The sequence below is a fragment of the Streptomyces sp. NPDC006879 genome, assembly GCF_042869595.1.
In the GTDB taxonomy this organism is placed as follows: domain Bacteria; phylum Actinomycetota; class Actinomycetes; order Streptomycetales; family Streptomycetaceae; genus Streptomyces.
Window position 1 is genome coordinate 193,867 of record NZ_JBIAGC010000005.1, and the last position, 19,599, is coordinate 213,465.

The 19,599-nt window shown below is 68.5% G+C and carries 21 protein-coding genes and 1 tRNA gene; 7 read left to right on the forward strand and 15 right to left on the reverse strand.

The genetic code is table 11. The features are described 5' to 3' along the window. Positions 1–171 precede the first annotated feature (171 nt). On the reverse strand, positions 172–717 hold the full coding sequence (locus ACFYMC_RS06450) for a GNAT family N-acetyltransferase (protein WP_388519669.1): 546 nt from the start codon (positions 715–717) through the stop codon (positions 172–174). A gap of 316 nt (positions 718–1,033) precedes the next feature. Between ACFYMC_RS06450 and ACFYMC_RS06455 the strand changes: the two genes are divergently transcribed. Both ACFYMC_RS06455 and ACFYMC_RS06460 read left to right on the forward strand, forming a co-directional pair. After that, complete coding sequence (locus ACFYMC_RS06455; protein WP_388519672.1) at positions 1,034–1,474, forward strand: hypothetical protein; 441 nt, start codon at positions 1,034–1,036, stop codon at positions 1,472–1,474. Between the two features lie 12 nt (positions 1,475–1,486). Beyond that, the gene (locus tag ACFYMC_RS06460) at positions 1,487–1,756 is read left to right on the forward strand and encodes a hypothetical protein (protein WP_388519674.1); all 270 of its coding nucleotides are present in this window, start codon (positions 1,487–1,489) and stop codon (positions 1,754–1,756) included. A gap of 105 nt (positions 1,757–1,861) precedes the next feature. On the opposite strand, the gene ACFYMC_RS06465 is transcribed toward ACFYMC_RS06460, so the two are convergent. The 5 genes from ACFYMC_RS06465 to ACFYMC_RS06485 form a co-directional block, all read right to left on the reverse strand. Beyond that, positions 1,862–3,220 (reverse strand): DUF445 domain-containing protein, encoded by a 1,359-nt coding sequence (locus tag ACFYMC_RS06465; RefSeq protein ID WP_388519830.1) that lies wholly within the window; start codon positions 3,218–3,220, stop codon positions 1,862–1,864. A gap of 129 nt (positions 3,221–3,349) precedes the next feature. Continuing rightward, complete coding sequence (locus ACFYMC_RS06470; RefSeq protein ID WP_388519677.1) at positions 3,350–4,024, reverse strand: DUF1707 domain-containing protein; 675 nt, start codon at positions 4,022–4,024, stop codon at positions 3,350–3,352. Between the two features lie 10 nt (positions 4,025–4,034). Further along, positions 4,035–5,162: an ATP-binding cassette domain-containing protein gene (locus ACFYMC_RS06475; RefSeq protein ID WP_388519679.1), complete on the reverse strand. Its 1,128-nt coding sequence runs from the start codon at positions 5,160–5,162 to the stop codon at positions 4,035–4,037. Positions 5,163–5,187: 25 nt separating this feature from the next. Beyond that, entirely contained in the window at positions 5,188–5,952 is a 765-nt protein-coding gene (locus tag ACFYMC_RS06480) for an ABC transporter permease (protein WP_388519832.1), read from the reverse strand. A gap of 70 nt (positions 5,953–6,022) precedes the next feature. Beyond that, positions 6,023–6,829 carry an ABC transporter permease gene (locus ACFYMC_RS06485; protein WP_388519681.1) on the reverse strand — a complete coding sequence of 269 codons (807 nt, stop codon included), beginning with the start codon at positions 6,827–6,829 and terminating at the stop codon, positions 6,023–6,025. 183 nt (positions 6,830–7,012) lie between these two features. Between ACFYMC_RS06485 and ACFYMC_RS06490 the strand changes: the two genes are divergently transcribed. After that, positions 7,013–9,373 (forward strand): transglycosylase domain-containing protein, encoded by a 2,361-nt coding sequence (locus ACFYMC_RS06490; RefSeq protein ID WP_388519684.1) that lies wholly within the window; start codon positions 7,013–7,015, stop codon positions 9,371–9,373. A gap of 253 nt (positions 9,374–9,626) precedes the next feature. On the opposite strand, the gene ACFYMC_RS06495 is transcribed toward ACFYMC_RS06490, so the two are convergent. Together ACFYMC_RS06495 and ACFYMC_RS06500 are read right to left on the reverse strand one after the other, a co-directional pair. Then, complete coding sequence (locus tag ACFYMC_RS06495) at positions 9,627–9,968, reverse strand: GroES family chaperonin (protein WP_388519686.1); 342 nt, start codon at positions 9,966–9,968, stop codon at positions 9,627–9,629. Between the two features lie 143 nt (positions 9,969–10,111). Continuing rightward, positions 10,112–10,429 (reverse strand): DUF3618 domain-containing protein, encoded by a 318-nt coding sequence (locus tag ACFYMC_RS06500; protein ID WP_388519689.1) that lies wholly within the window; start codon positions 10,427–10,429, stop codon positions 10,112–10,114. A gap of 123 nt (positions 10,430–10,552) precedes the next feature. On the opposite strand from ACFYMC_RS06500, the gene bcp reads away from it, so the two are divergent. Next, positions 10,553–11,020 (forward strand): thioredoxin-dependent thiol peroxidase, encoded by a 468-nt coding sequence (gene bcp / locus ACFYMC_RS06505; RefSeq protein WP_388519692.1) that lies wholly within the window; start codon positions 10,553–10,555, stop codon positions 11,018–11,020. A gap of 417 nt (positions 11,021–11,437) precedes the next feature. Beyond that, positions 11,438–11,510 (forward strand) — tRNA-Leu (locus tag ACFYMC_RS06510). A 69-nt stretch (positions 11,511–11,579) separates the two neighbouring features. Here ACFYMC_RS06510 and rdgB read toward each other — a convergent pair. The 4 genes from rdgB to ACFYMC_RS06530 all read right to left on the reverse strand — a co-directional run bounded on the left by rdgB (position 11,580) and on the right by ACFYMC_RS06530 (position 13,915). Continuing rightward, positions 11,580–12,182 carry an RdgB/HAM1 family non-canonical purine NTP pyrophosphatase gene (gene rdgB, locus ACFYMC_RS06515; RefSeq protein ID WP_388519695.1) on the reverse strand — a complete coding sequence of 201 codons (603 nt, stop codon included), beginning with the start codon at positions 12,180–12,182 and terminating at the stop codon, positions 11,580–11,582. Between the two features lie 84 nt (positions 12,183–12,266). Then, on the reverse strand, positions 12,267–12,653 hold the full coding sequence (locus ACFYMC_RS06520) for a hypothetical protein (protein WP_388519698.1): 387 nt from the start codon (positions 12,651–12,653) through the stop codon (positions 12,267–12,269). A gap of 192 nt (positions 12,654–12,845) precedes the next feature. Next, the gene (gene rph, locus ACFYMC_RS06525; RefSeq protein WP_388519701.1) at positions 12,846–13,571 is read right to left on the reverse strand and encodes a ribonuclease PH; all 726 of its coding nucleotides are present in this window, start codon (positions 13,569–13,571) and stop codon (positions 12,846–12,848) included. A 110-nt stretch (positions 13,572–13,681) separates the two neighbouring features. Continuing rightward, the gene (locus ACFYMC_RS06530; RefSeq protein WP_388519703.1) at positions 13,682–13,915 is read right to left on the reverse strand and encodes a glucose PTS transporter subunit EIIB; all 234 of its coding nucleotides are present in this window, start codon (positions 13,913–13,915) and stop codon (positions 13,682–13,684) included. Positions 13,916–14,118: 203 nt separating this feature from the next. Between ACFYMC_RS06530 and ACFYMC_RS06535 the strand changes: the two genes are divergently transcribed. Both ACFYMC_RS06535 and ACFYMC_RS06540 read left to right on the forward strand, forming a co-directional pair. Next, positions 14,119–15,420 carry a PTS transporter subunit EIIC gene (locus tag ACFYMC_RS06535; RefSeq protein ID WP_388519705.1) on the forward strand — a complete coding sequence of 434 codons (1,302 nt, stop codon included), beginning with the start codon at positions 14,119–14,121 and terminating at the stop codon, positions 15,418–15,420. 319 nt (positions 15,421–15,739) lie between these two features. Next, positions 15,740–17,014 carry a PTS transporter subunit EIIC gene (locus ACFYMC_RS06540; RefSeq protein WP_388519708.1) on the forward strand — a complete coding sequence of 425 codons (1,275 nt, stop codon included), beginning with the start codon at positions 15,740–15,742 and terminating at the stop codon, positions 17,012–17,014. 92 nt (positions 17,015–17,106) lie between these two features. Here the strand turns inward: ACFYMC_RS06540 and ACFYMC_RS06545 are convergent, their stop codons facing one another. The 3 genes from ACFYMC_RS06545 to ACFYMC_RS06555 form a co-directional block, all read right to left on the reverse strand. Beyond that, a complete protein-coding gene (locus tag ACFYMC_RS06545; RefSeq protein WP_388519711.1) occupies positions 17,107–17,859 on the reverse strand; it encodes an MBL fold metallo-hydrolase in 753 nt (250 codons plus the stop codon). A gap of 441 nt (positions 17,860–18,300) precedes the next feature. Then, the gene (locus ACFYMC_RS06550; protein ID WP_388519714.1) at positions 18,301–19,251 is read right to left on the reverse strand and encodes a PLP-dependent cysteine synthase family protein; all 951 of its coding nucleotides are present in this window, start codon (positions 19,249–19,251) and stop codon (positions 18,301–18,303) included. Continuing rightward, on the reverse strand, positions 19,251–19,538 hold the full coding sequence (locus tag ACFYMC_RS06555; protein ID WP_388519716.1) for a MoaD/ThiS family protein: 288 nt from the start codon (positions 19,536–19,538) through the stop codon (positions 19,251–19,253). Before ACFYMC_RS06555 ends, ACFYMC_RS06550 begins: the two co-directional genes overlap by 1 nt. Positions 19,539–19,599 lie beyond the last annotated feature (61 nt).

Genomic DNA, 19,599 nt, shown 5'->3' on the forward strand with positions numbered 1-19,599 from the left:
GTACCTCGCCAGGCGGAGGGGCGTCCTCCCACCGGCGTGTTCGGACGGCTCGGCGACGCGACGAGGCCGCGCATCGCTCCACGCGCACCCGCCACACCGTCCCCCACGGGAGCGGCGGACCTGGAAGGACTCGGGCGGGCGATCACCGCAGCACGCCAGACGCGACCGCCATCAGGCCGCGGACGCGTCTGGATGGTCAGGGCTGAGAAAGACGATCAAGTCCCTTGACGCACCAGGCAAAGCCGACACCTCGTGCCAGCCCAAACGCCGATAGGTGGCGACGGCATCGCCCGCCTTACGAGCCATGATCAGCCAAGCGCGCGCATCCGGAGCGTCCGCAACGATCTCCGCAAGGAGCATCCGCCCCACACCCTGCCGCCGGGCGTACTGACGGACGGCGAGCTCGTCTATCTCCAACGCTCCGAGAAGGAGCTGCTCCACCCGCTCCTTCCCCAGCTGAGCGGATACCCGCGCGCGACCGCGCCCCGAGGCAAAGGGCCTACGCGTGATCCATCCGGTCGCAAACCCGTCCACCCCGACGGAAGACTGGGCGAACGCGGCACGGAACCCCTGCCTGCGGATGTCGCCCTGAAGTCGGGCAGCGAACCGACGAATGGTTTCTTCATCCTCGTTCCAAGGCGGCCGAGAGAAGACGTCGGCGTAAGCGTCGACAAGTTCCTCGGCCAGGTCGTGAACGGCATGGCCGTAGCAAATCACTCGCGAGCCCCCTGCAGGCAGATCGGTCAGCTTGGGTCGTATCCCCCCTTCCGAGACCGAATCTACGCCCCGACGGTTCCGCCACCGCATCAGCCGCGGATCCGGAGAGTGTGAGACAAATCCGGCCACCACACACGCTGTTACGCCCACGTGACAGTAAGGGTTCTGCCTCACTCACCTCAGTGAGGTTCCGTCACCGGACGGTCACAGCCCGTGCACACCACACCGCTCTTGGGGTTGCAGACAACGTAAGTGATCAGGCGCACAGACCAGTTGAAGGGCAAGCACGATGCGAACAGCAAGGCGAGGCCTACAGGTGTTGGCAGCCATCACAGGGCTGATGGCCATGACAGCCCAGCCAGCGGCCGCAAGCGCCGTGGGATACGCGAAGGTGATTGGCTTCTGCCACGACTTCCGTGGCATCGAAGCGTGTGTGCCTCTCACAACGCTGGGCCACTACATCAAGGGCTCCGGGCGGAATATCACACGGCAAGAGGCATCCGTACAGGACGCTGCTGGCGCCGACAGCGCAGGCGGCCGTTGGTGCAATTGGCGAATCGACTGGCGATACTCGGATGACAAGGGTCGCACCTACTCCACCAGCAAGGGCGCTTCTCACTACAGGTGTGACTGGCTGGAATCGATCGGCCGTATCGACAAGTCGCGACGCACGTTGAAGCATTACGGCAAAGCGTGCGCCGACTTCTATGTGGGTGGAGCGAAGCGGGCATCGCAGTGCCACTACATCACCAAGTAGCAAAGGGATGCCATGGCTGACCAACTGCTCAATTCGCGCCAGTCACGTGTTCTGCGATGGATCGTCATGATCACCGCAGGGACAATTACTGCCGCACTGATCGTACCCATTGCCTTGGGGATGATCCTGCCGACAGATACATACCGAAAGCTCCCCGAGACCCTGTTGTTCTGGCTTGTCGTAGGTGTTGCAGCTGCCATGTGTGTGGTGGTCGCTGTTCGCACGCGACGCACCGGCGCCCGAGAGGCGGAGGGCGGTCGTACCGAAGGTGAAGCGCCGTGAACCGTTGCAGCATGGCTGGTCACCAACGTCAGCCGAGGTAGCTACCTGGTGGGAGGGGCCACTCACCGGGTGGTAGTCCCCGATTGGGTCTCGTGCAATAGCTGGCTAGCCCGTAAGTGCCTGCGAGATCGTGTAGATGAGCAGCCCGGCGAGGGCTCCCACGACCGTGCCGTTGATGCGGATGAACTGGAGGTCGCGGCCGATGTGTGCCTCGATCTTGCGGGAGGTGTGTTCCGCGTCCCACCCTGCCACCGTGTCGGTGATCAGGGAGGTGATCTCGGTGCGGTAGGTCGTTACGACGTAGACCAGTGCGCTCTCGATCCAGCTCTCGACCTTCGCCTGGAGTCGGCCGTCGGTGGCCAGGCGTGAGCCGAGGGAGATGAGGGATGAGCGGACGCGGAGGCGCAGTTCGCTGCGTTCGTCCTCTGCCGCTGCGATGATCATGGTGCGGATGGCGGACCAGGCTGAGGCGATGACGTCCTGGACTTCGCCCCGGCCTAGGATCTCGGACTTCAGGCGCTCGACGCGTTCGCGGGTCTCGCCGTCGGACTGGAGGTCGGCTGCGAAATCGGTGAGGAACCGGTCCACGGCTCCGCGGGCGGGATGTGAGGGCATGTCGCGCATCTCGGTGATGAACCGGAGCAGTTCCTTGTAGACGCGCTCGCCGACCTTGCGGTCGACGAAACGGGGCGTCCAGCCGGGTGCTCCCCCTTGTACCGCGTCCATGACTGATGTCCCGTGGGTGATCAGCCAGTCGTGGGCCTTGACGCATACGAGGTCGACGATTCGGCGGTGGCCGCCGTCCGCGACGACCTTTTCGAGGGCCTTCCCGATGCCGGGGGCGACTTCCACGGCCTCGGCGCGACGGGTGATCGCCTCACCGACCACGGCTTGGACGTCGGAGTCCCTCAGGACGGTCAGGGCGCCGCGAAGCGCGGTGGCGAGCTCGGCGGTCACGCGGTCCGCGTGCGCAGGTTCCGCCAGCCAGGAGCCGAGACGGCCGCCGATTCCCAACGAGTGGAGTCGGGCGCGAACCACTTCGGGGGAGAGGAAGTTCTCGCCCACGAACTCCCCGAGCGAGGCTCCGAGCTGGTCCTTCTTCGTGGGAATGATCGCGGTGTGGGGGATGGGTAGGCCGAGCGGGTGGCGGAAGAGTGCCGTGACGGCGAACCAGTCGGCCAACGCGCCGACCATTCCGGCTTCGGCTGCTGCGGCAAGGTAGCCCGCCCAGCCACCCGCTCCTGAGCTCTGCGCCCATTTGGCGAGGACGTAGAGGAGGGCGACGAAGAGCAGGAGCCCGGTCGCGGTGGTCTTCATACGGCGAACGCCACGGCGCCGCTCCTGGTCAGCGAGATTTTCGCCGCCAGGCCCGGGAGCAGTCACGCTCGGGCCGCCGGCTCGCCCGGATGCGGGTCCGGTCGGGCCGGGCCGCTGTGCCTGCTCCGTTTCTTCCATCCGGTCCATCGTCACGTCTGTGCCTCCCCCGTGCACCCCCTGCCGTCTACATGACCGACTCCCGGGAGGTGCCCGAAGTTCCCGGCGGGCGGGTTCGTCACCGGCCCCGCAAAGGGCGCTCGCATCTCGCCGGGCGGCTCAGAGTTCCTTGGGGTGGTCGGCGCCCTTGATGTGGGAGCGCTCTTCCTTGCTCAGCTTGCGCTTCTTGCGCTCCTTGCGTTCGGTGCCGACTCCTCCCCAGAAGGCGAAACCGGTCACGATCACCCGGGGGGCTCCGGGGTCGCCAGGTTCGCCGCTCGCGCTCTGGTCGAAGCCGCCCATGAAGCCGAAACCGCGGACCTGGACTTCCACGCCCGGCGGAACGATCACATGGACCCCTCCCATGATCGCGATGCAGTTGATCACGACTTCCCGGTCGGCGAACCGTGCCTCGCGCAGGTCGATCTCGCCGCCGCCCCAGAACGCGAAGGCGTTGAAGCGCTTGGGTACGGTCCAGCGTCCGGCGCGCTGGAAGCCCGACATGACCGCCACGGCACCCGAGGACGTCGCCTCGCCGCCGATCCGGGCGGGCCAGTCGTCGCCCTCGACCTCTTTGCCCAGGGAGACGGGCGGTCGGACGCCGGCGGACGCCGGGAGGTCACGGGTGAGCGGTTCCAGTTCGGCATATGTACGGGAGGTGTACGCCGCCTCCATCCGCTCTTCGAACTCGCTCATGTCCAGTCGCCCCTCGGCGACGGCGTCGCGCAGGCGCTCCACCACTCGCTCACGGTCGGCGTCCGAAGCCCGCAGCTCCGGCAGCTGCTCGTCACTCATGTGGCCCACCTTATGCAGTGACCCCGCCTGGTTCGACGGTTTCGGAGGGTGGATCCTGGTCACCGGGTCGGGCCTTCGGGTCCTGACCCGCTGGCTGCGGTTCGGGACCTGCCCCTTCCGGGCACCGGTCCGAAGGCGAGGCATGGCCGGTGGCGTACATCCGCGCGATGACGTCCTCGATGTCCGGTTCGCGCACCGACAGGTCGCGGAGCGGGTACTCGGCCGCCACTGCGGCCACCAGTGGGGCGGCCGACTCCGTAGCCGGGAAGGCCAGCCACTGGCGTGAGCCCTGCGTTTTGACGGTGCGGGCGCCGGCGACGGCGATCGGGGCGAGCTCCCGCTCCAGGTCCACCACCAGCATGCGTTCGCTCGGGGCACCGCCGGCGCCGTGGAGACCGGCGAGCGGTCCGTCGTACATGAGCCGACCGTGATCGATGACCATCACTCGTTCGCAGAGCTGCTCGATGTCCTGGAGGTCGTGGGTGGTCAGCAGGACCGTGGTGCCGCGTTCCTGGTTCAGCTGGCGCAGGAAGCCGCGGACCCGTGCCTTGCTGACGATGTCCAGGCCGATCGTCGGCTCGTCGAGGTAGAGGACCTCCGGATCGTGGAGGAGGGCGGCGGCGATGTCACCGCGCATCCGTTGGCCGAGCGAGAGCTGCCGTACCGGGACTTCCAGGAACCGGGCCAGGTCGAGCAGTTCCACGCACCGGTCGAGGTTGGAGCGAAAGCGTGCCCGGGGGATCCGGTACAGCCGGCGCATCAGCGCATAGGAGTCGCGCAGCGGCAGGTCCCACCACAGGGTGGTGCGTTGGCCGAAGACCACGCCGATGCGGCTGGCCAGCCGGGTCCGCTCGACCGCGGGGTCGACTCCGGCCACGCGTAGCCGGCCGCCGCTCGGGGTCAGGATGCCGGTGAGCATCTTGATCGTGGTGGACTTGCCGGCCCCGTTCGGGCCGATGTAGCCGACCATCTCACCCGCGGCAACCTGGAAGGTCATCCCGTCGACCGCTTTGACCAGGTGCTTCTCACGACGGAACACGCCCGCTCGGCGGCGTACGACGAAGGTCTTCGCCACGTCGTCCAGTTCGATGAAGCCGTCCACTTCGTCGCCGTCTCCTTCTGAGCTTCGTGCGCCCACTTCTCGAACGCCCTCGTCCGTTTCCTCAGCTGCCGGTGCTGCGGTACCGCCGCAGCCCCGCCCGCCAAGCCAGCCCCGCCGGAGCCAGCAAGGCCAGGGCCACCAACGGGCTCAGCCAGGCAGCCCACGCCGGCAGGCCCAGCACGTCGGAGCGCCCCAGGACGTACAGGGCCGGAACCCAGTTGACGAAGGCCAGTGGCACCACGTAGATGACGCCCCGCACCAGTTCCTTGGCGAACACCGTCGGCGGGTACTGGAGCATGGTGTTCCCGCCATAGGTGAAGGAGTTCTGCACCTCGGCAGCGTCACCCGCCACGAACTGGAACGCAGCACCCGCCACGAGCACCGCCGCGAAGATCGCTGCGCCGGCCAGCACCATCACCGGCACCAGCAGCACCCGGGCGATCGTCCAGTCCACTTCCAGGACCACCAGTGCCCACACCAGTACCACCAGCCCCTGGAGCACCCGGCCGAGCCGCCGCAGCGCGAAGCGGTCGGCTGCGACCTGAGCCAGTACGGGCACGGGGCGCACCAGCATGACGTCCAGGGAGCCGTCGCGGATCCGGGAGCCGATCCGTTCCGTGTTTCCCATCAGGAGGCCGGTCAGACCGTGGGAGGTGGCCGTGGCCCCGTACAGGAGGGCGACTTCTTGCAGTGAGAAGCCGCCCAGCACCCCGGTGTGCCGGAACATGATGAAGATCGCCACGAAGTCCAGGGCGCTGCCGGCGCAGTTGCCCAGGGCCGTCAGGAGGAAGGAGGTGCGGTAGGTGAGCGTGGAACGCACCCACATCGCCACGATCAGCCGGTAGCCACGCAGTCCGCCCCGCGACCATGCGCGCTCATGCCAGCGGAGGGCCCCCTCAGCCACCCTGAACCACTACCTTCCGACTCGCCGCCGCCTGCAACAGCCTGCCGGCGCCGAGCAGCAGCGCCGTCCACATCAGCTGGAACCCGAAGGTCTGCGCCACCCCCGCGGGCGTGTCCGCCCGGGTGCCCAGCAGGACGTCCACCGGCACCTGCAAGATCGCGGCCCAGGGAAGCATCCGGACGAACTCCCCGAAGGCCCCGGGGAAGACCGTCAGTGGAAGCAGGGCCCCGGAGAAGAAGGTCGTCGCGAGCGTGGCCATCGTGTTCAGTCCCGCACCGTCCAGGAGCCAGAACGCCCCCAGGGCGACCAGGTAGCGCAGTGCGAAGCTCACCACCAGCCCGATCCACACCGACAGCAGGAACAGTGCCCACACGTAGGGGTCTGCCGGCAGCGCGAGGTCGAAGGCGAGCGCCCCGGCGAGCAGGGGTAACACGCCGCGGCCCAGCAACTGGAAGGCCGCTCGCCCGAGGTCTGCCGCCAGCCACCACAGTTGGAGGTCCGCCGGCCGGTACAGGTCCACCGCCACGTCTCCGGTGCGGATCCGCTCCTGGAGTTCCTCCTGGAAGCCGCCGCCGAGGAGTGCAGCCGCCGCGAGCAGCGACTGGCTGATCCAGACGAAGGTCAGTGCCTGTGACTGGTCGTACCCCCCGAGACCGGGGCGCTCGTCCCAGAGCGCGAGGTAGGTGGCGGCCACGATGAAGCCGAAGACGGTGTTGGTGAACACTCCCGCCGCCGTGGCCACCCGGTACGTGGCGTGGCGCCGGAACCCAGCCCGGGCGACCGCCGCGTAAAGCCTCATGGATCCTGCCTTCTGACTCCGTCTCGGCACACGGGCCCACCGGCCAGAACGCACGAGCGTAGTTCCGTGGGGCGAACCGCGCGAACGAATATCGGGAATGCGACGGTCCGCGGTGTTCTACTGGGTCCCGGACAGCCGAAGGACATATCGCCCGTCGAGGAGTGTCGAGGAGCCCGGGGAACAATGAGCGACCCTTCACCGCGACCGCGCTGGGCCCCCCGCGACCCGGACGGTGTACCGAGCGGCCCCGCCCCGGCGGCGGGGCCCCGGGGGCGCCGGCCCGCCCGCCGGCGACGCCTGCTGGGCGGCCTGCTGCTGTGCACCGCCCTTCCCGTCGGCGGGTTCGCCGCCGGCTACCTCCTCGTGGACATCCCGCCCGCGAACGCGGCGGCACTCGCCCAGTCCAACGAGTACTTCTACGCGGACGGGACGCTGTTGGCACGTGACGGCAAGGTGGACCGGCAGAACGTCCGGCTTGGCCAAGTGCCCGAGCCCGTGCGGGAAGCCGTACTCGCCGCCGAGGACCGCGACTTCTACCGGGCGCAGGCCGTCGATCCCAAGGCGATGCTGCGCGCCTCCTGGAACACGCTCAGGGGCAGGGGCCGCCAGTCCGGCTCCACCATCACCCAGCAGTACGTCAAGAACCACTACCTGGCGCAGGAACAGACCATCAGCCGCAAGGTCAAGGAGTTCTTCATCTCCATCAAGCTCGGCCGGGAGGAGTCGAAGGACTCGATCCTCCAGGGCTATCTGAACACCAGTTATTTCGGGCGCAACGCCTACGGAATCCAGGCCGCCGCCCAGGCGTACTACGGCAAGGACGTGGAGCGGCTCAGCACCGCTGAGGGTGCCTACCTCGCCGCCCTCCTCAACTCCCCCAGTTCCCTCGACGTCGTCAGCCACCCGCAGAACCGCGCCCGTGCACTCGCCCGCTGGAACTACGTGCTGGACGGCATGGTCAGCAAGAAGTGGCTGGCCGCCGAAGACCGGGCCGGCTTCGTGTTCCCCGAACCGGGTCAGGTGCGTCCGCGATCGGGGCTGTCCGGTCAACGCGGTTACCTCGTCGAGGCCGTCCGCAACCACCTGACCGAGCGCAAGATCGTCGACGAGCGCACCCTCGCCGCCGGCGGCTACCGGATCACGACCACCATCGACAAGAAGCGTCAGGACGACTTCGTGGAGGCAGTGCGGGAACAACTCACCGGCTTCCTCTCCATCACCCGCCCCAAGGACCGTCTGGTACGGGTCGGCGGAGCCTCCATCGACCCGGCCAGCGGTAAGGTCGTCGCGCTCTACGGAGGGGTCGACTTCACGCAGCAGTACGTCAACAACTCCACCCGCAGGGACTACCAGATCGGTTCCGCCTTCAAGCCGTTCGTCTTCGCCGCGGCGGTGGAGAATCGTTCCCGTACGCAGGACGGGGAGGTGATCACCCCGCACACCCGTTACAACGGCGACAACGGACGACCCGTCACCGGCAGCCCCATCTCCTACTCCCCCGGGAACGAGGACGAGGTCAGCTACGGCGACATCACCGTCCAACAAGCCACCGATCAATCCGTCAACGCCGTCTACGCCCAGATGGCCGTGGACGTCGGCCCGGCCCGCGTCAAGAAGACCGCGATCGACCTCGGCCTGCCCGCGGATGCCCCCGCCTTCCAACCGGTACCCGCCATCGCCCTCGGCGTCGTCCAAGCCAGTGTCCTCGACCTGACCCAGGCGTACGCGACACTCGCTGCCCACGGCCGGCACACCCCCCACACCCTGGTCGAGAACGTCTCCCGCAACGGCGCGGACCTCACCCTCCCGGAACGCGCCCCCCGGCAAGCGGTCAGTCGTGAAGCAGCCGACACCACCACCGCGATGCTGACGGGCGTGGTCGAGAACGGCACCGGGGCCGCCGCCCAGAAGACCGGCCGTCCTACCGCCGGCAAGACCGGTACCGCCGAACTGGACCGCGCCGCCTGGTTCGCCGGGTACACCCCCGAACTCGCCACCGTGGTCGCGGTCATGGGCCAGGACCCCGACACCGGCACCCAGCAGTCCCTGTACGGTGCACTCGGTCTGCAAAGGCTCGGCGGCGCCGGCTTCCCCGCACGCATCTGGACCGCCTACACCAGGGCCGCCCTCACCGGAACCCCGCACCGGGAGTTCGACCTGAGGCTCCAGCCCGGATCGCAGTCCCCCCTCACGCCACCGTTCCCGCGACGCCGTGGAACCGATCAGCCCGGCGGAACGTGGCGCGAGCACGACCCGAACCGGTTCACCCGCCGAGAGCGCCCCTTGCCCGCCGGACCCACCGGAAGCGGCCGTGCCCCGGACCTCAACACCACCGGGACCGCACGCCCGAACGGCCCCGACGGGTCGAGCGCCCCGGACATCAGCCCCCACGACGGCGAGGCGGCGGGCCCGCGATCACCGCAGGAGCAGCCGGGAGACTCCACCGCGTTCCCGGAGCAACGCCCGGACGGGCCTCCCGCCCCGGAAGTGCGCAACAGCGTCAGCGAACCGGAGCCGAGCCCGCCGCAGACCGACGGGGACTGACCCCGTGGGGCCCCTGGGGGCGGGCCGGGGCGGCCACGGCACCGTCCCCGCCTTCCGGGAGAGCCGCGCGGCTAAAGGGTGTGTTGCGAAAGTCCCGCCCGTCCTCCGGGCGGACGGCGCTACCTTCGCAACACGCCTAGAAGCGTCCTGAAGATCTTGAAATCACGCCCGGCTTGTACCGGTTCATGGCGATTGATATTAGCGGGCAATCCGGGGCGAGCCGGGCAGTCGAAGCAAGATCTTCATCGGTCTTCTAGAGGTAGAGGCCCGTGGAATCCTCCGACCCCTCCAGCCGTTCGGCGGCCACCGCGTGCAGGTCCCGCTCCCTCATCAGCACGTAGGCCACGCCCCGCACCTCGACCTCGGCGCGGTCCTCGGGGTCGTACAGGACCCGGTCCCCGGGTTCCACGGTCCGTACGCTCTGGCCGACCGCGACCACCTCCGCCCAGGCCAGCCTCTTGCCCACCGCCGCAGTCGCGGGGATGAGGATGCCGCCGCCGGAGCGGCGCTCGCCCTCAGGCGTGTCGGACCGGACCAGTACACGATCGTGCAGCATCCGGATGGGCAGCTTGTCGTGGTGGGTGTTCTCGCTCACGACTCGAACCTACCTGCCCGAGCGCCTGCTGTACCGGCGAGGGTCGAACCGGCGGCCATCGAGCCCGTCGAACCCACCCGACTGGAGCGCGCCGAGCTCCATCCGCACCGTTGCGAGCGGGCAACCTCGGGGCGGACGCAGGCTCAGCCCCGCCGGCGCCGCGCCGAGACGGCCAGCCCGACCAAGCCCGCCGCCAGGAGCGCGAGCGGCAAGATGCGCTCCAGTCGCGGTGCGCCGTCCTCGTCCTGCAACCCGGCCTTCACGTCGTTGACCGCACGGTTCACGGCCACGAAGGCCCGGCCCGCGGTGTGGTCGACGGTCGAGGCGACGCGCGCCTTGGCATCGCCGATGATCGTCTGCGGGTGCATCCGAATGCCGATCTCGTCGAGCGTCTCGGCGAGCTGCTCGCGGCGGCGAACGATGTCCGCCTCGATCTGGGCAGGGGTCCTGGCCTCCGACACCGAGGTGCCTCCGTCGTCGTCTGTGCGGTGGTGAGCGGGCGGGCGTCCTTCGTGGACGGACTGTCAGCTTACGCTCGTGCTGTAACGAAGCACTGCCGAACCCTCTTCGAGGAGGCCCCAGAGATGAGCGAGCGACTCCAGCCCGGTGACACCGCCCCGGCCTTCACCCTGCCCGATGCGGACGGCAACGAGGTATCGCTCGCCGACCACCGGGGGCGCAAGGTGATCGTGTACTTCTACCCCGCCGCGCTCACGCCCGGCTGCACCAAGCAGGCCTGCGATTTCACGGACAACCTCGAACTGTTGGCGGGTGCGGGCTACGACGTGATCGGTGTCTCCCCGGACAAGCCCGAGAAGCTGGCGAAGTTCCGCGAGAAGGAGCACCTGGCGGTCACCCTCGTCGGCGACCCGGACAAGCAGGTACTGGAGGCCTACGGGGCCTTCGGTGAGAAGAAGCTCTACGGCAAGACCGTCATGGGTGTGATCCGTTCCACGATCGTCGTGGACGAGGAGGGGAAGGTCGAACGGGCCATGTACAACGTCAGGGCCACCGGCCATGTCGCGAAGATCATCAAGGATCTCGGCATCTGACCACCCCCGACGGGTCCCCAAGCGGGCCCGACCACGACCGCATGGAGGCCTGCCCCGAGCGCTCGGCGCAAACCGTTCGGCTTTCCGGCGGAATCTTCGGACCGCGCCGGCTCGTTGCTCCATACGGGCGCGAGGGGCGGCCGGACGGCACACCGGTGGCGAGAACGCCTCCCGGGTCTCGGGGCAGCCGCTGCGGCTGCGGCGGCGCTCCTCAGCGACGGGGTGCTTCCCGTGGCGGTGCGAGGACCCTTCCTGGCCTTCGCGGGGTGGGCAGCGGAACACACGCTGCCTCTGCGCGCATCGCCCCAACTGCCGCGCCGTTGCAGGCCGGCGGTGTCCACGGAGCCACCGCCGGCCTGCAACGGCGTACGGATCGACACCACCGGGAGAGGACGCAGTACAGTAGTGCACGGTCCGGCGCCCGTACTCCAACGGAAGAGAGAATGGCTTTAGGTGCCATGTGTTGTCGGTTCGAATCCGACCGGGCGTACCGATAGTGCGGCCCTTTCCCCTTCGATTCGACGGGGAAAGGGCCGCACTGTTGTGTCGGGGAACCGCTTCACCCGAGGAGTTCGCGCACCACGGGAACCAGGGCGCGGAAGGCCTGGCCGCGGTGGGAGATGGCGTTCTTCTCGGCCGGGGTGAGTTCCGCGCAGGTACGGGTGTCGCCCTCGGGCTGGAGGATCGGGTCATAACCGAAGCCCCCGGCGCCGGTGGGGGCGTAGCGCAGCGTTCCCCTGAGGCGCCCCTCGACGACGCGCTCCGTGCCGTCAGGCAGAGCCAGTGCGGCGGCACAGGCGAAGTGGGCACCGCGGTGCGCGGGGGCGATGTCCGCCAGTTGGGACAGGAGCAGGGTCAGGTTGGCGGCGTCGTCACCGTGCCGGCCGGCCCAGCGGGCGGAGAAGATGCCCGGGGCGCCGTTGAGGACGTCGACGCAGAGGCCGGAGTCGTCGGCGACGGCGGGCAGGCCGGTAGCTCGGGCCAGGGCGTGTGCCTTGAGGAGGGCGTTCTCGGCGAAGGTGGTGCCGGTCTCCTTGACGTCGGGGACCTCGGGATAGCTCTCGGCCCCCACGAGTTCGTGGGGCAGTCCGGAGTCGGAGAGGATGCTGCGGAGTTCGGCGATCTTGCCCGCGTTGCGGGTCGCGAGGATCAGGCGGGTCATGGGGGAGATTATTCCGCCCCGACGGCGGCCGTCCCGCGCCGCACCCGGATCGCCGGTGGGGTGGGCGCGGGAGTGCGCGAGCTGTCAACCCGGCGTGCAGACCTTGCTGAGCTCGGAGGCGGCGTCGGAGACGGGGCTGATGTCGGGGGTGGGGTTGCCCTGCTCGATGGCGGAGCTGACGTTCTTGACCGCGTCGGTGAGGGAGCGGACGGCTTTGCTGAGGTCGGCGTTATCGGTGTTGTCACCGACCTGGCTCAGGCTCTGTTCGATCTGGTTGAGCGCGTTCTGCGCCTCTTGGGGGCTGTTGCCGGCCTGGGAGACGGCCTGCTGGAGGTCATTGGCCGCGTCGGTGATGGCCACGGCGGTCTGTGCGCAGTCCATGGCCGTGTCGATCGCGGAACAGGCCGCTATGCCGGGCAGGGCGAGGACGGCGGCGGCAACGAGCGCCGTCGTGCGGCGGCGGGTGGTCATGCGGGTCCCCCTGGGGTCGAATGTGCGGACGGGCGCACAGCCTGGAGCTGTGCGCCCATGTCCGTTACGACGTCGGGGCGATGGGGGGAGTTCCCGTCGGCTCTCGTTGCCCTGGGTTCGGTCCGGACCCCGCGGGCAGATCGGTACCGCCTGGGGCGCCAGAACGGGTTCGGACGGCCTTGGCGGGACGGCTCAGAGCTCCAGCGCCTTGCGCTGGAGCTCTTCGAGGTCGGCGCAGCCACCGGCGGCGAGGTCGAGGAGGGCGTTGAGTTCCTTGCGGTCGAACGGCTCGCCTTCGGCGGTTCCCTGGACCTCGACGAAACGGCCGTCACCGGTGCAGACGACGTTCATGTCGGTCTCGGCTCGGACATCCTCCTCGTAGCAGAGGTCGAGGAGGGGCGTGCCGTCGACGATGCCCACGCTGACTGCGGCGACGGTACCGGTGAGCGGTTTGCGGCCGGCCTTGATGAGCTTCTTGCTCTGACCCCAGGAGACGGCGTCGGCGAGTGCCACGTAGGCGCCGGTGACGGCTGCGGTGCGGGTGCCTCCATCGGCTTGGAGGACGTCGCAGTCGAGGACGATGGTGTTCTCGCCCAGGGCCTTGTAGTCGATGACGGCACGAAGGGAGCGGCCGATGAGACGGGAGATCTCGTGGGTGCGTCCACCGATCTTGCCGCGGACGGACTCGCGGTCGCCGCGGGTGTTGGTGGAGCGGGGCAGCATCGAGTACTCGCCGGTGACCCAGCCTTCGCCGCTGCCCTTGCGCCAGCGCGGGACGCCTTCGGTGAAGGATGCGGTGCAGAAGACCTTGGTGTCGCCGAAGGAGATGAGGACGGAGCCCTCTGCGTGCTTGCTCCACCCTCGTTCGATGGTGACGGGGCGGAGCTGGTCGGGGGTGCGGCCGTCGATGCGAGACATGGGTTGAGCCTATCGCTGCACGACGAAGCCCCGCTCCGCTGGTCCGGACGTGGTGGGCCGTCCGTGTGGAGGGGCGGGGTCTTCGTGGGTGCGGACGGCCGCGGGTGGCGCTACATCATGTCCTCGATATCGGCGGCGATGGGGTCGGCGTCGGTGCCGATGACGACCTGGATGGCCGTGCCCATCTTGACCACTCCGTGGGCGCCGGCGGCCTTGAGCGCGGCCTCGTCGACGAGACTCGGGTCCACGACCTCGGTGCGCAGGCGGGTGATGCAGCCTTCGACCTCTTCGATGTTCTTGATTCCGCCGAGCCCGGCGACGATCTTCTCAGCCTTGCTGGCCATGTCTATCTCCCTGTTCTTTCAAGGAACGAGTCTCGGCGTACCGTCGCGACGGTCCGCTTTGTCACGGTAACGCACGGTTGGCCCATCTACCCGAGCGCGCGTAGCGGTTCTACCGAATGATGACGATCAGCGGAGACCGCATCGAAGACTGGTCTACACCAGTGCGCGGCCTGCGCCAAACCAGCCGGCAGAGGGAGGGAACGTTGGGCGCCGACGCTACCGCCGCGGCACCACGAAAGCAGTGGTGGCACGGGCTCTTCCAGGGGCTGCAGAAAATGGGGCGCAGCCTCCAACTGCCCATCGCCGTCCTACCCGCGGCGGGAATCCTCAACCGACTCGGCCAGCCGGACGTGTTCGGAGCGGACGGACTCGGCTGGACGGATGTCGCCAAGGTCATGGCGGGCGCTGGCGGCGCGCTGCTCGACCCTGATATCGGGCTTCCCCTGCTGTTCTGCATCGGCGTGGCCATCGGCATGGCGAAGAAGGCGGACGGTTCCACGGCGCTGGCGGCGGTGGCCGGCTTCCTCGTCTACTTCAACGTGCTGCGCCAGTTCCCCAAGCCCTGCCCCGCGGACACCGAGCAGATCGCGCTCGGCTGCCAGGCCGACGACGGTTCGGTGGTGGCGCTCACCTTCCAGAACCCGGGGGTGTTCGGGGGGATCCTGATGGGCCTGATGGCCGCCTGGTTCTGGCAGCGCTACCACCGTGTGAAGCTGGTGGACTGGCTCGGCTTCTTCAACGGGCGGCGACTGGTTCCGATCATCATGTCCTTCGTCGGCATCGCGTTCGCGGCGCTGTGCCTGTGGATCTGGCCGCCGATCGGTGACGGACTGGAGGGCTTCAGTGACTGGCTGACCAGCCTCGGCGCTTGGGGGGCCGGGATCTTCGGGGTCGCCAACCGGGCTCTGCTGGTGATCGGCCTGCACCAGTTCCTGAACGTGCCGGTGTGGTTCCAGTTCGGCAGCTACACCAAGCCGGACGGGCAGGTGGTGCACGGTGACATCAGCCGCTTCCTGGCCGGCGACCCCACGGCGGGCCAGTTCACCACGGGCTTCTTCCCGATCATGATGTTCGCGCTACCCGCGGCGGCGCTGGCGATCACACACTGCGCCAAGCCCGGGCGCCGCAAGGAGGTCGGCGGCCTGATGCTGTCGGTGGGCCTGACCTCCTTCATCACGGGGATCACCGAGCCACTGGAGTACTCCTTCTTGTTCGTGGCACCGGCGCTGTACGTGATCCACGCACTGCTGACGGGCGTGTCGATGGCGGTCAGTTGGGGGCTGGGCGTCAAGGACGGGTTCAGTTTCTCGGCCGGACTGATCGACTACGTGATCAACTGGGGGCTCGCCACCAAGCCCTGGATGATCATCCCGATCGGACTGGCTTTCGGGGTGGTCTACTACGTGATCTTCAGGTTCTCGATCACCTACTTCAAGATCCCGACGCCGGGCAACGAGCCGGAGGAGGTGTTCCAAGAGCTAGAGGATGAAGCGGTCAAACCCTGACCCGGCCACCGACACTTTCCGGCCACTCCTTGTCGCCACCCCCAGACCCCCAGGTCAGCCCGGAAACGCGAAGATCACACCCCGACAGACCCCCCGACCATCACGGTCGGGGGGTCTGCCGCTTCCCGGGAATTCTCCAAGACTCCTTGAGAATGACGGGTTCCTTACGTGACCCCGACCGTGTTAAAACTGGTCTACACCACCAAGTGGTGTAGACCATGCGCGCTCCCCCGGCGCGCGTGACCCCCTTTTTCAAGACGCCGCCGACCCCCGTGCTCTCCATGCCCTCCGGCGGCGACTTGGCTCACCGGAGGAAGTTATGAGTACGGCTACCGCCACTACGGCGCCGCCCGCCAAGAAGTGGGGCCAAGGCCTGATCCAGGGCCTGCAGAAGGTCGGCCGAAGCCTTCAGCTACCGATCGCGGTCCTGCCCGCGGCGGGCATCCTGCTGCGCCTGGGCCAGCCGGACGTCTTCGGTAAGGACGGCCTCGGCTGGGACAAGGTCGCCTCGGTGTTCGCCACCGCCGGTGACGCGGTCTTCGCCAACCTGCCCCTGCTGTTCTGCATCGGCGTCGCCATCGGCTTCGCGAAGAAGGCCGACGGCTCGACCGCGCTGGCGGCGCTCGTCGGGTTCCTGGTCTACAAGAACGTCCTCACCGCCTTCCCCGTGACCGAGGCCGTGGTCAACACAACCGAGAACAAGGGTGTGGACGTCGCCGCGACGTACAACAACCCCGGCGTTCTCGGCGGCATCGTGATGGGCCTGCTGGCCGCCATGCTGTGGCAGCGCTACCACCGCACCAAGCTGGTGGACTGGCTCGGCTTCTTCAACGGCCGCCGACTCGTCCCGATCATCATGGCCTTCGTCGGCGTCATCGCCGGTGTCTTCTTCGGCCTGGCCTGGGGGCCGGTCGGCGACGTCATCTCCAACTTCGGTGAGTGGATGACCGGTCTCGGCGCGGCTGGCGCCGGCCTCTTCGGTGCCATCAACCGCGCGCTGATCCCGATCGGCATGCACCAGTTCGTGAACACCGTCGCCTGGTTCCAGATCGGCGACTTCACCAACGCCGCCGGCGAGGTCATCCACGGTGACCTCAACCGGTTCTTCGCCGGTGACCCGGATGCCGGCCTCTTCATGACCGGCTTCTTCCCGATCATGATGTTCGGTCTGCCGGCCGCGGCCCTGGCCATCGCGCACGCCGCCCGGCCCGAGCGCCGCAAGGCCGTGACGGGCATGATGCTCTCGCTCGCCCTGACCTCCTTCGTCACCGGCGTGACGGAGCCCATCGAGTTCTCCTTCATGTTCATCGCGCCGCTGCTCTACGCGCTGCACGCCGTGCTGACCGCCCTGTCCATGGCCGTCACCTGGGCCCTGGGCGTCCATGCCGGCTTCACCTTCTCCGCGGGTCTGATCGACTTCTCGCTGGGGTGGAGCAACGCAACCAAGCCCTGGCTGATCATCCCGGTCGGCCTGGTCTTCGCCGCGCTGTACTACGTGGTCTTCCGCTTCGCGATCGTCAAGTTCAACCTGCCCACCCCGGGCCGGGAGACGGACGAGGAGATCGCCGAGATGGAGAAGGCCGACGCCAAGTAGGCACCGACCCCAAACTGGAAGCCCCCGCCTGCGCCCGTCTGATTTCCGACGGGCGCAGGCGGGGGCTCCTGCGTGAATCCGTGGTCCCGGGGCTACAGCTCGTAGACGGCGCCGGCCCGGGCCAGTTCGGCCGGACCTCCGTAGACCTCCGCCGCATGTGCCAGGTTCAAGGCGGCGTCCGTCCACGGCGGAATGTGCGTGAGCACCAGCCGGCGGGCACCCGCCGCGGAAGCCACCTGACCGGCCTCGCGGCCATTGAGGTGGAGCGCCGGGATGTCCTCCTTGCCATGGGTGAAGGAGGCCTCGCACAGGAAGAGGTCGGCATCGGCGGCCAGCTCGTCGAGGGCCGCGCAGGGTCCCGTGTCACCCGAGTACGTCAACACGCTCCCGCCGTGCTCGATCCGGATGCCGTATGCCTCGACGGGGTGCCGGACCCGTTCCGTGCGCACCTGGAAGGGGCCGATCTCGAAGGCGGCCGACTTCAGGGTCCGGAAGTCGAACACCTCGCGCATCGCCTGCTCGTCGGGAACGTCCTCATAGGCGGTGACCATCCGCCGCTCGGTGCCCTCCGGCCCGTACACCGGGATCGGTCCGCAGCGCCCGCCCTCGTGCCGGTAGTAGCGGGCCACGAAGTAGGCACACATGTCGATGCAGTGGTCGGCGTGCAGATGGCTCAGGAAGATCGCATCGAGATCGTAGAGACCGATGTGGCGCTGCAGTTCGCCAAGGGCACCGTTGCCCATGTCGAGGAGCAGCCGAAAGCCGTCGGCCTCTACGAGGTAGCTCGAACAGGCCGATTCCGCGGAGGGAAACGACCCGGAGCAGCCGACGACGGTGAGCTTCATGGAGCAGGAACCTCCGTGTGCGGTCCGGGGACGGGGACAGAGGGGCGTCGGGGGTCGTGCGTGGATCGAGCGTAAGGCGCGAAAGGGCTGGTCGCTCCTCAACGGCTGGCCGTTGTGGGGGAACTCACCTGCGGTGTCACCCGCTGGAGCGATGGCCCGCACCGGTGTCGCCCCGCTCTGGATACTCGCCGATGCGCCTCGCGGGCGTCATGCCTTGAACACGCCCCGGTGGCCAGCGCCGAAACGGCGTCCGAAAGGGAGGGGCCGGTGGGGGTTCCCGGAGACCGATGCACCTCGGTACGTCCCGGTGCGGGACTTCGTCTCGACGGGTGGTGGTGGACCTGGCCACACGGGCCTGGATCCGCCACCACCCGTCGAAACCCGCGGCCCGAGGCGCGGGGCGCCACCGGAAGACCGCCGGCGCGGTGGGGCTTGCGGGGCTCAGGCCCAGAGCTGGCCCTGGAGCGTGGCGATGGCCTCTTCGGTGGTGGCGGCGGTGTAGACACCGGTGGAGAGGTACTTCCATCCACCGTCGGCGACGACGAAGACGATGTCGGCGCTCTCGCCCGCCCTGAGTGCCTTGTTGCCGACGCCGATCGCGGCGTGCAGGGCGGCTCCGGTGGACACCCCGGCGAAGATCCCCTCCTGCTGGAGGAGGTCGCGGGTGCGGGTGACGGCGTCCGCCGATCCCACCGAGAAACGGGTGGTCAGCACGGAGGCGTCGTACAGCTCGGGAACGAAGCCCTCGTCGAGGTTGCGCAGCCCGTAGACGAGATCGTCGTACCGCGGCTCAGCAGCCACGATCTTGATGTCCGGCTTGTGCTCACGGAGGTAGCGGCCGGCACCCATCAGGGTGCCGGTGGTGCCGAGCCCGGCCACGAAGTGGGTGATCGAGGGGAGGTCGGCGAGGATCTCGGGGCCGGTGCCGGCGTAGTGGGCACCGGCGTTGTCCGGGTTGCCGTACTGGTAGAGCATCACCCAGTCGGGGTGTTGTTCAGCCAACTCCTTGGCCACGCGTACGGCGGTGTTGGAGCCGCCCGCAGCGGGCGAGGAGATGATCTGCGCGCCCCACATGGCGAGCAGGTCCCGGCGCTCCTGGCTGGTGTTCTCCGGCATGACGCAGACGATTCGGTAGCCCTTGAGCTTCGCCGCCATCGCCAGGGAGATGCCGGTGTTGCCGGAGGTCGGCTCCAAGATGGTGCAGCCCGGGGCGAGGCGGCCGGCCTTCTCAGCCTGCTCGATCATGTGGAGCGCCGGGCGGTCCTTGATCGAGCCGGTGGGGTTGCGGTCCTCCAGCTTGGCCCAGATGCGGACGTCCTCCGACGGAGAGAGCCGGGGCAGCCGCACCAGCGGGGTGTTGCCGACTGCCGCCAGCGGGGAGTCGTACCGCATCAGCGGGCGCCGCCGGCCACAGCCGGGAGGATGGTGACGTTGTCGCCGTCGCTGAGCTTGGTGGAGATCCCGTCGAGGAAGCGGACGTCCTCGTCGTTGAGGTAGACGTTCACGAAGCGGCGCAGCTGACCGCCGGACGCGGCGTCCACGATGCGCTCCTCGATGCCCTTGTGGCGCGTCTCCAGGTCCGCGAACAGTTCGGCGAGGGTCGCGCCGCTGCCCTGGACGGCCTTCTCGCCGTCGGTGTAGGTGCGGAGGATGGTCGGGATGCGGACCTCGATGGCCATGGTTGGGTTCCTGTCGTCAAGAGGCTTCGTGCGTAAGGGCGGGGGGTGCGCGCGGCCCGGG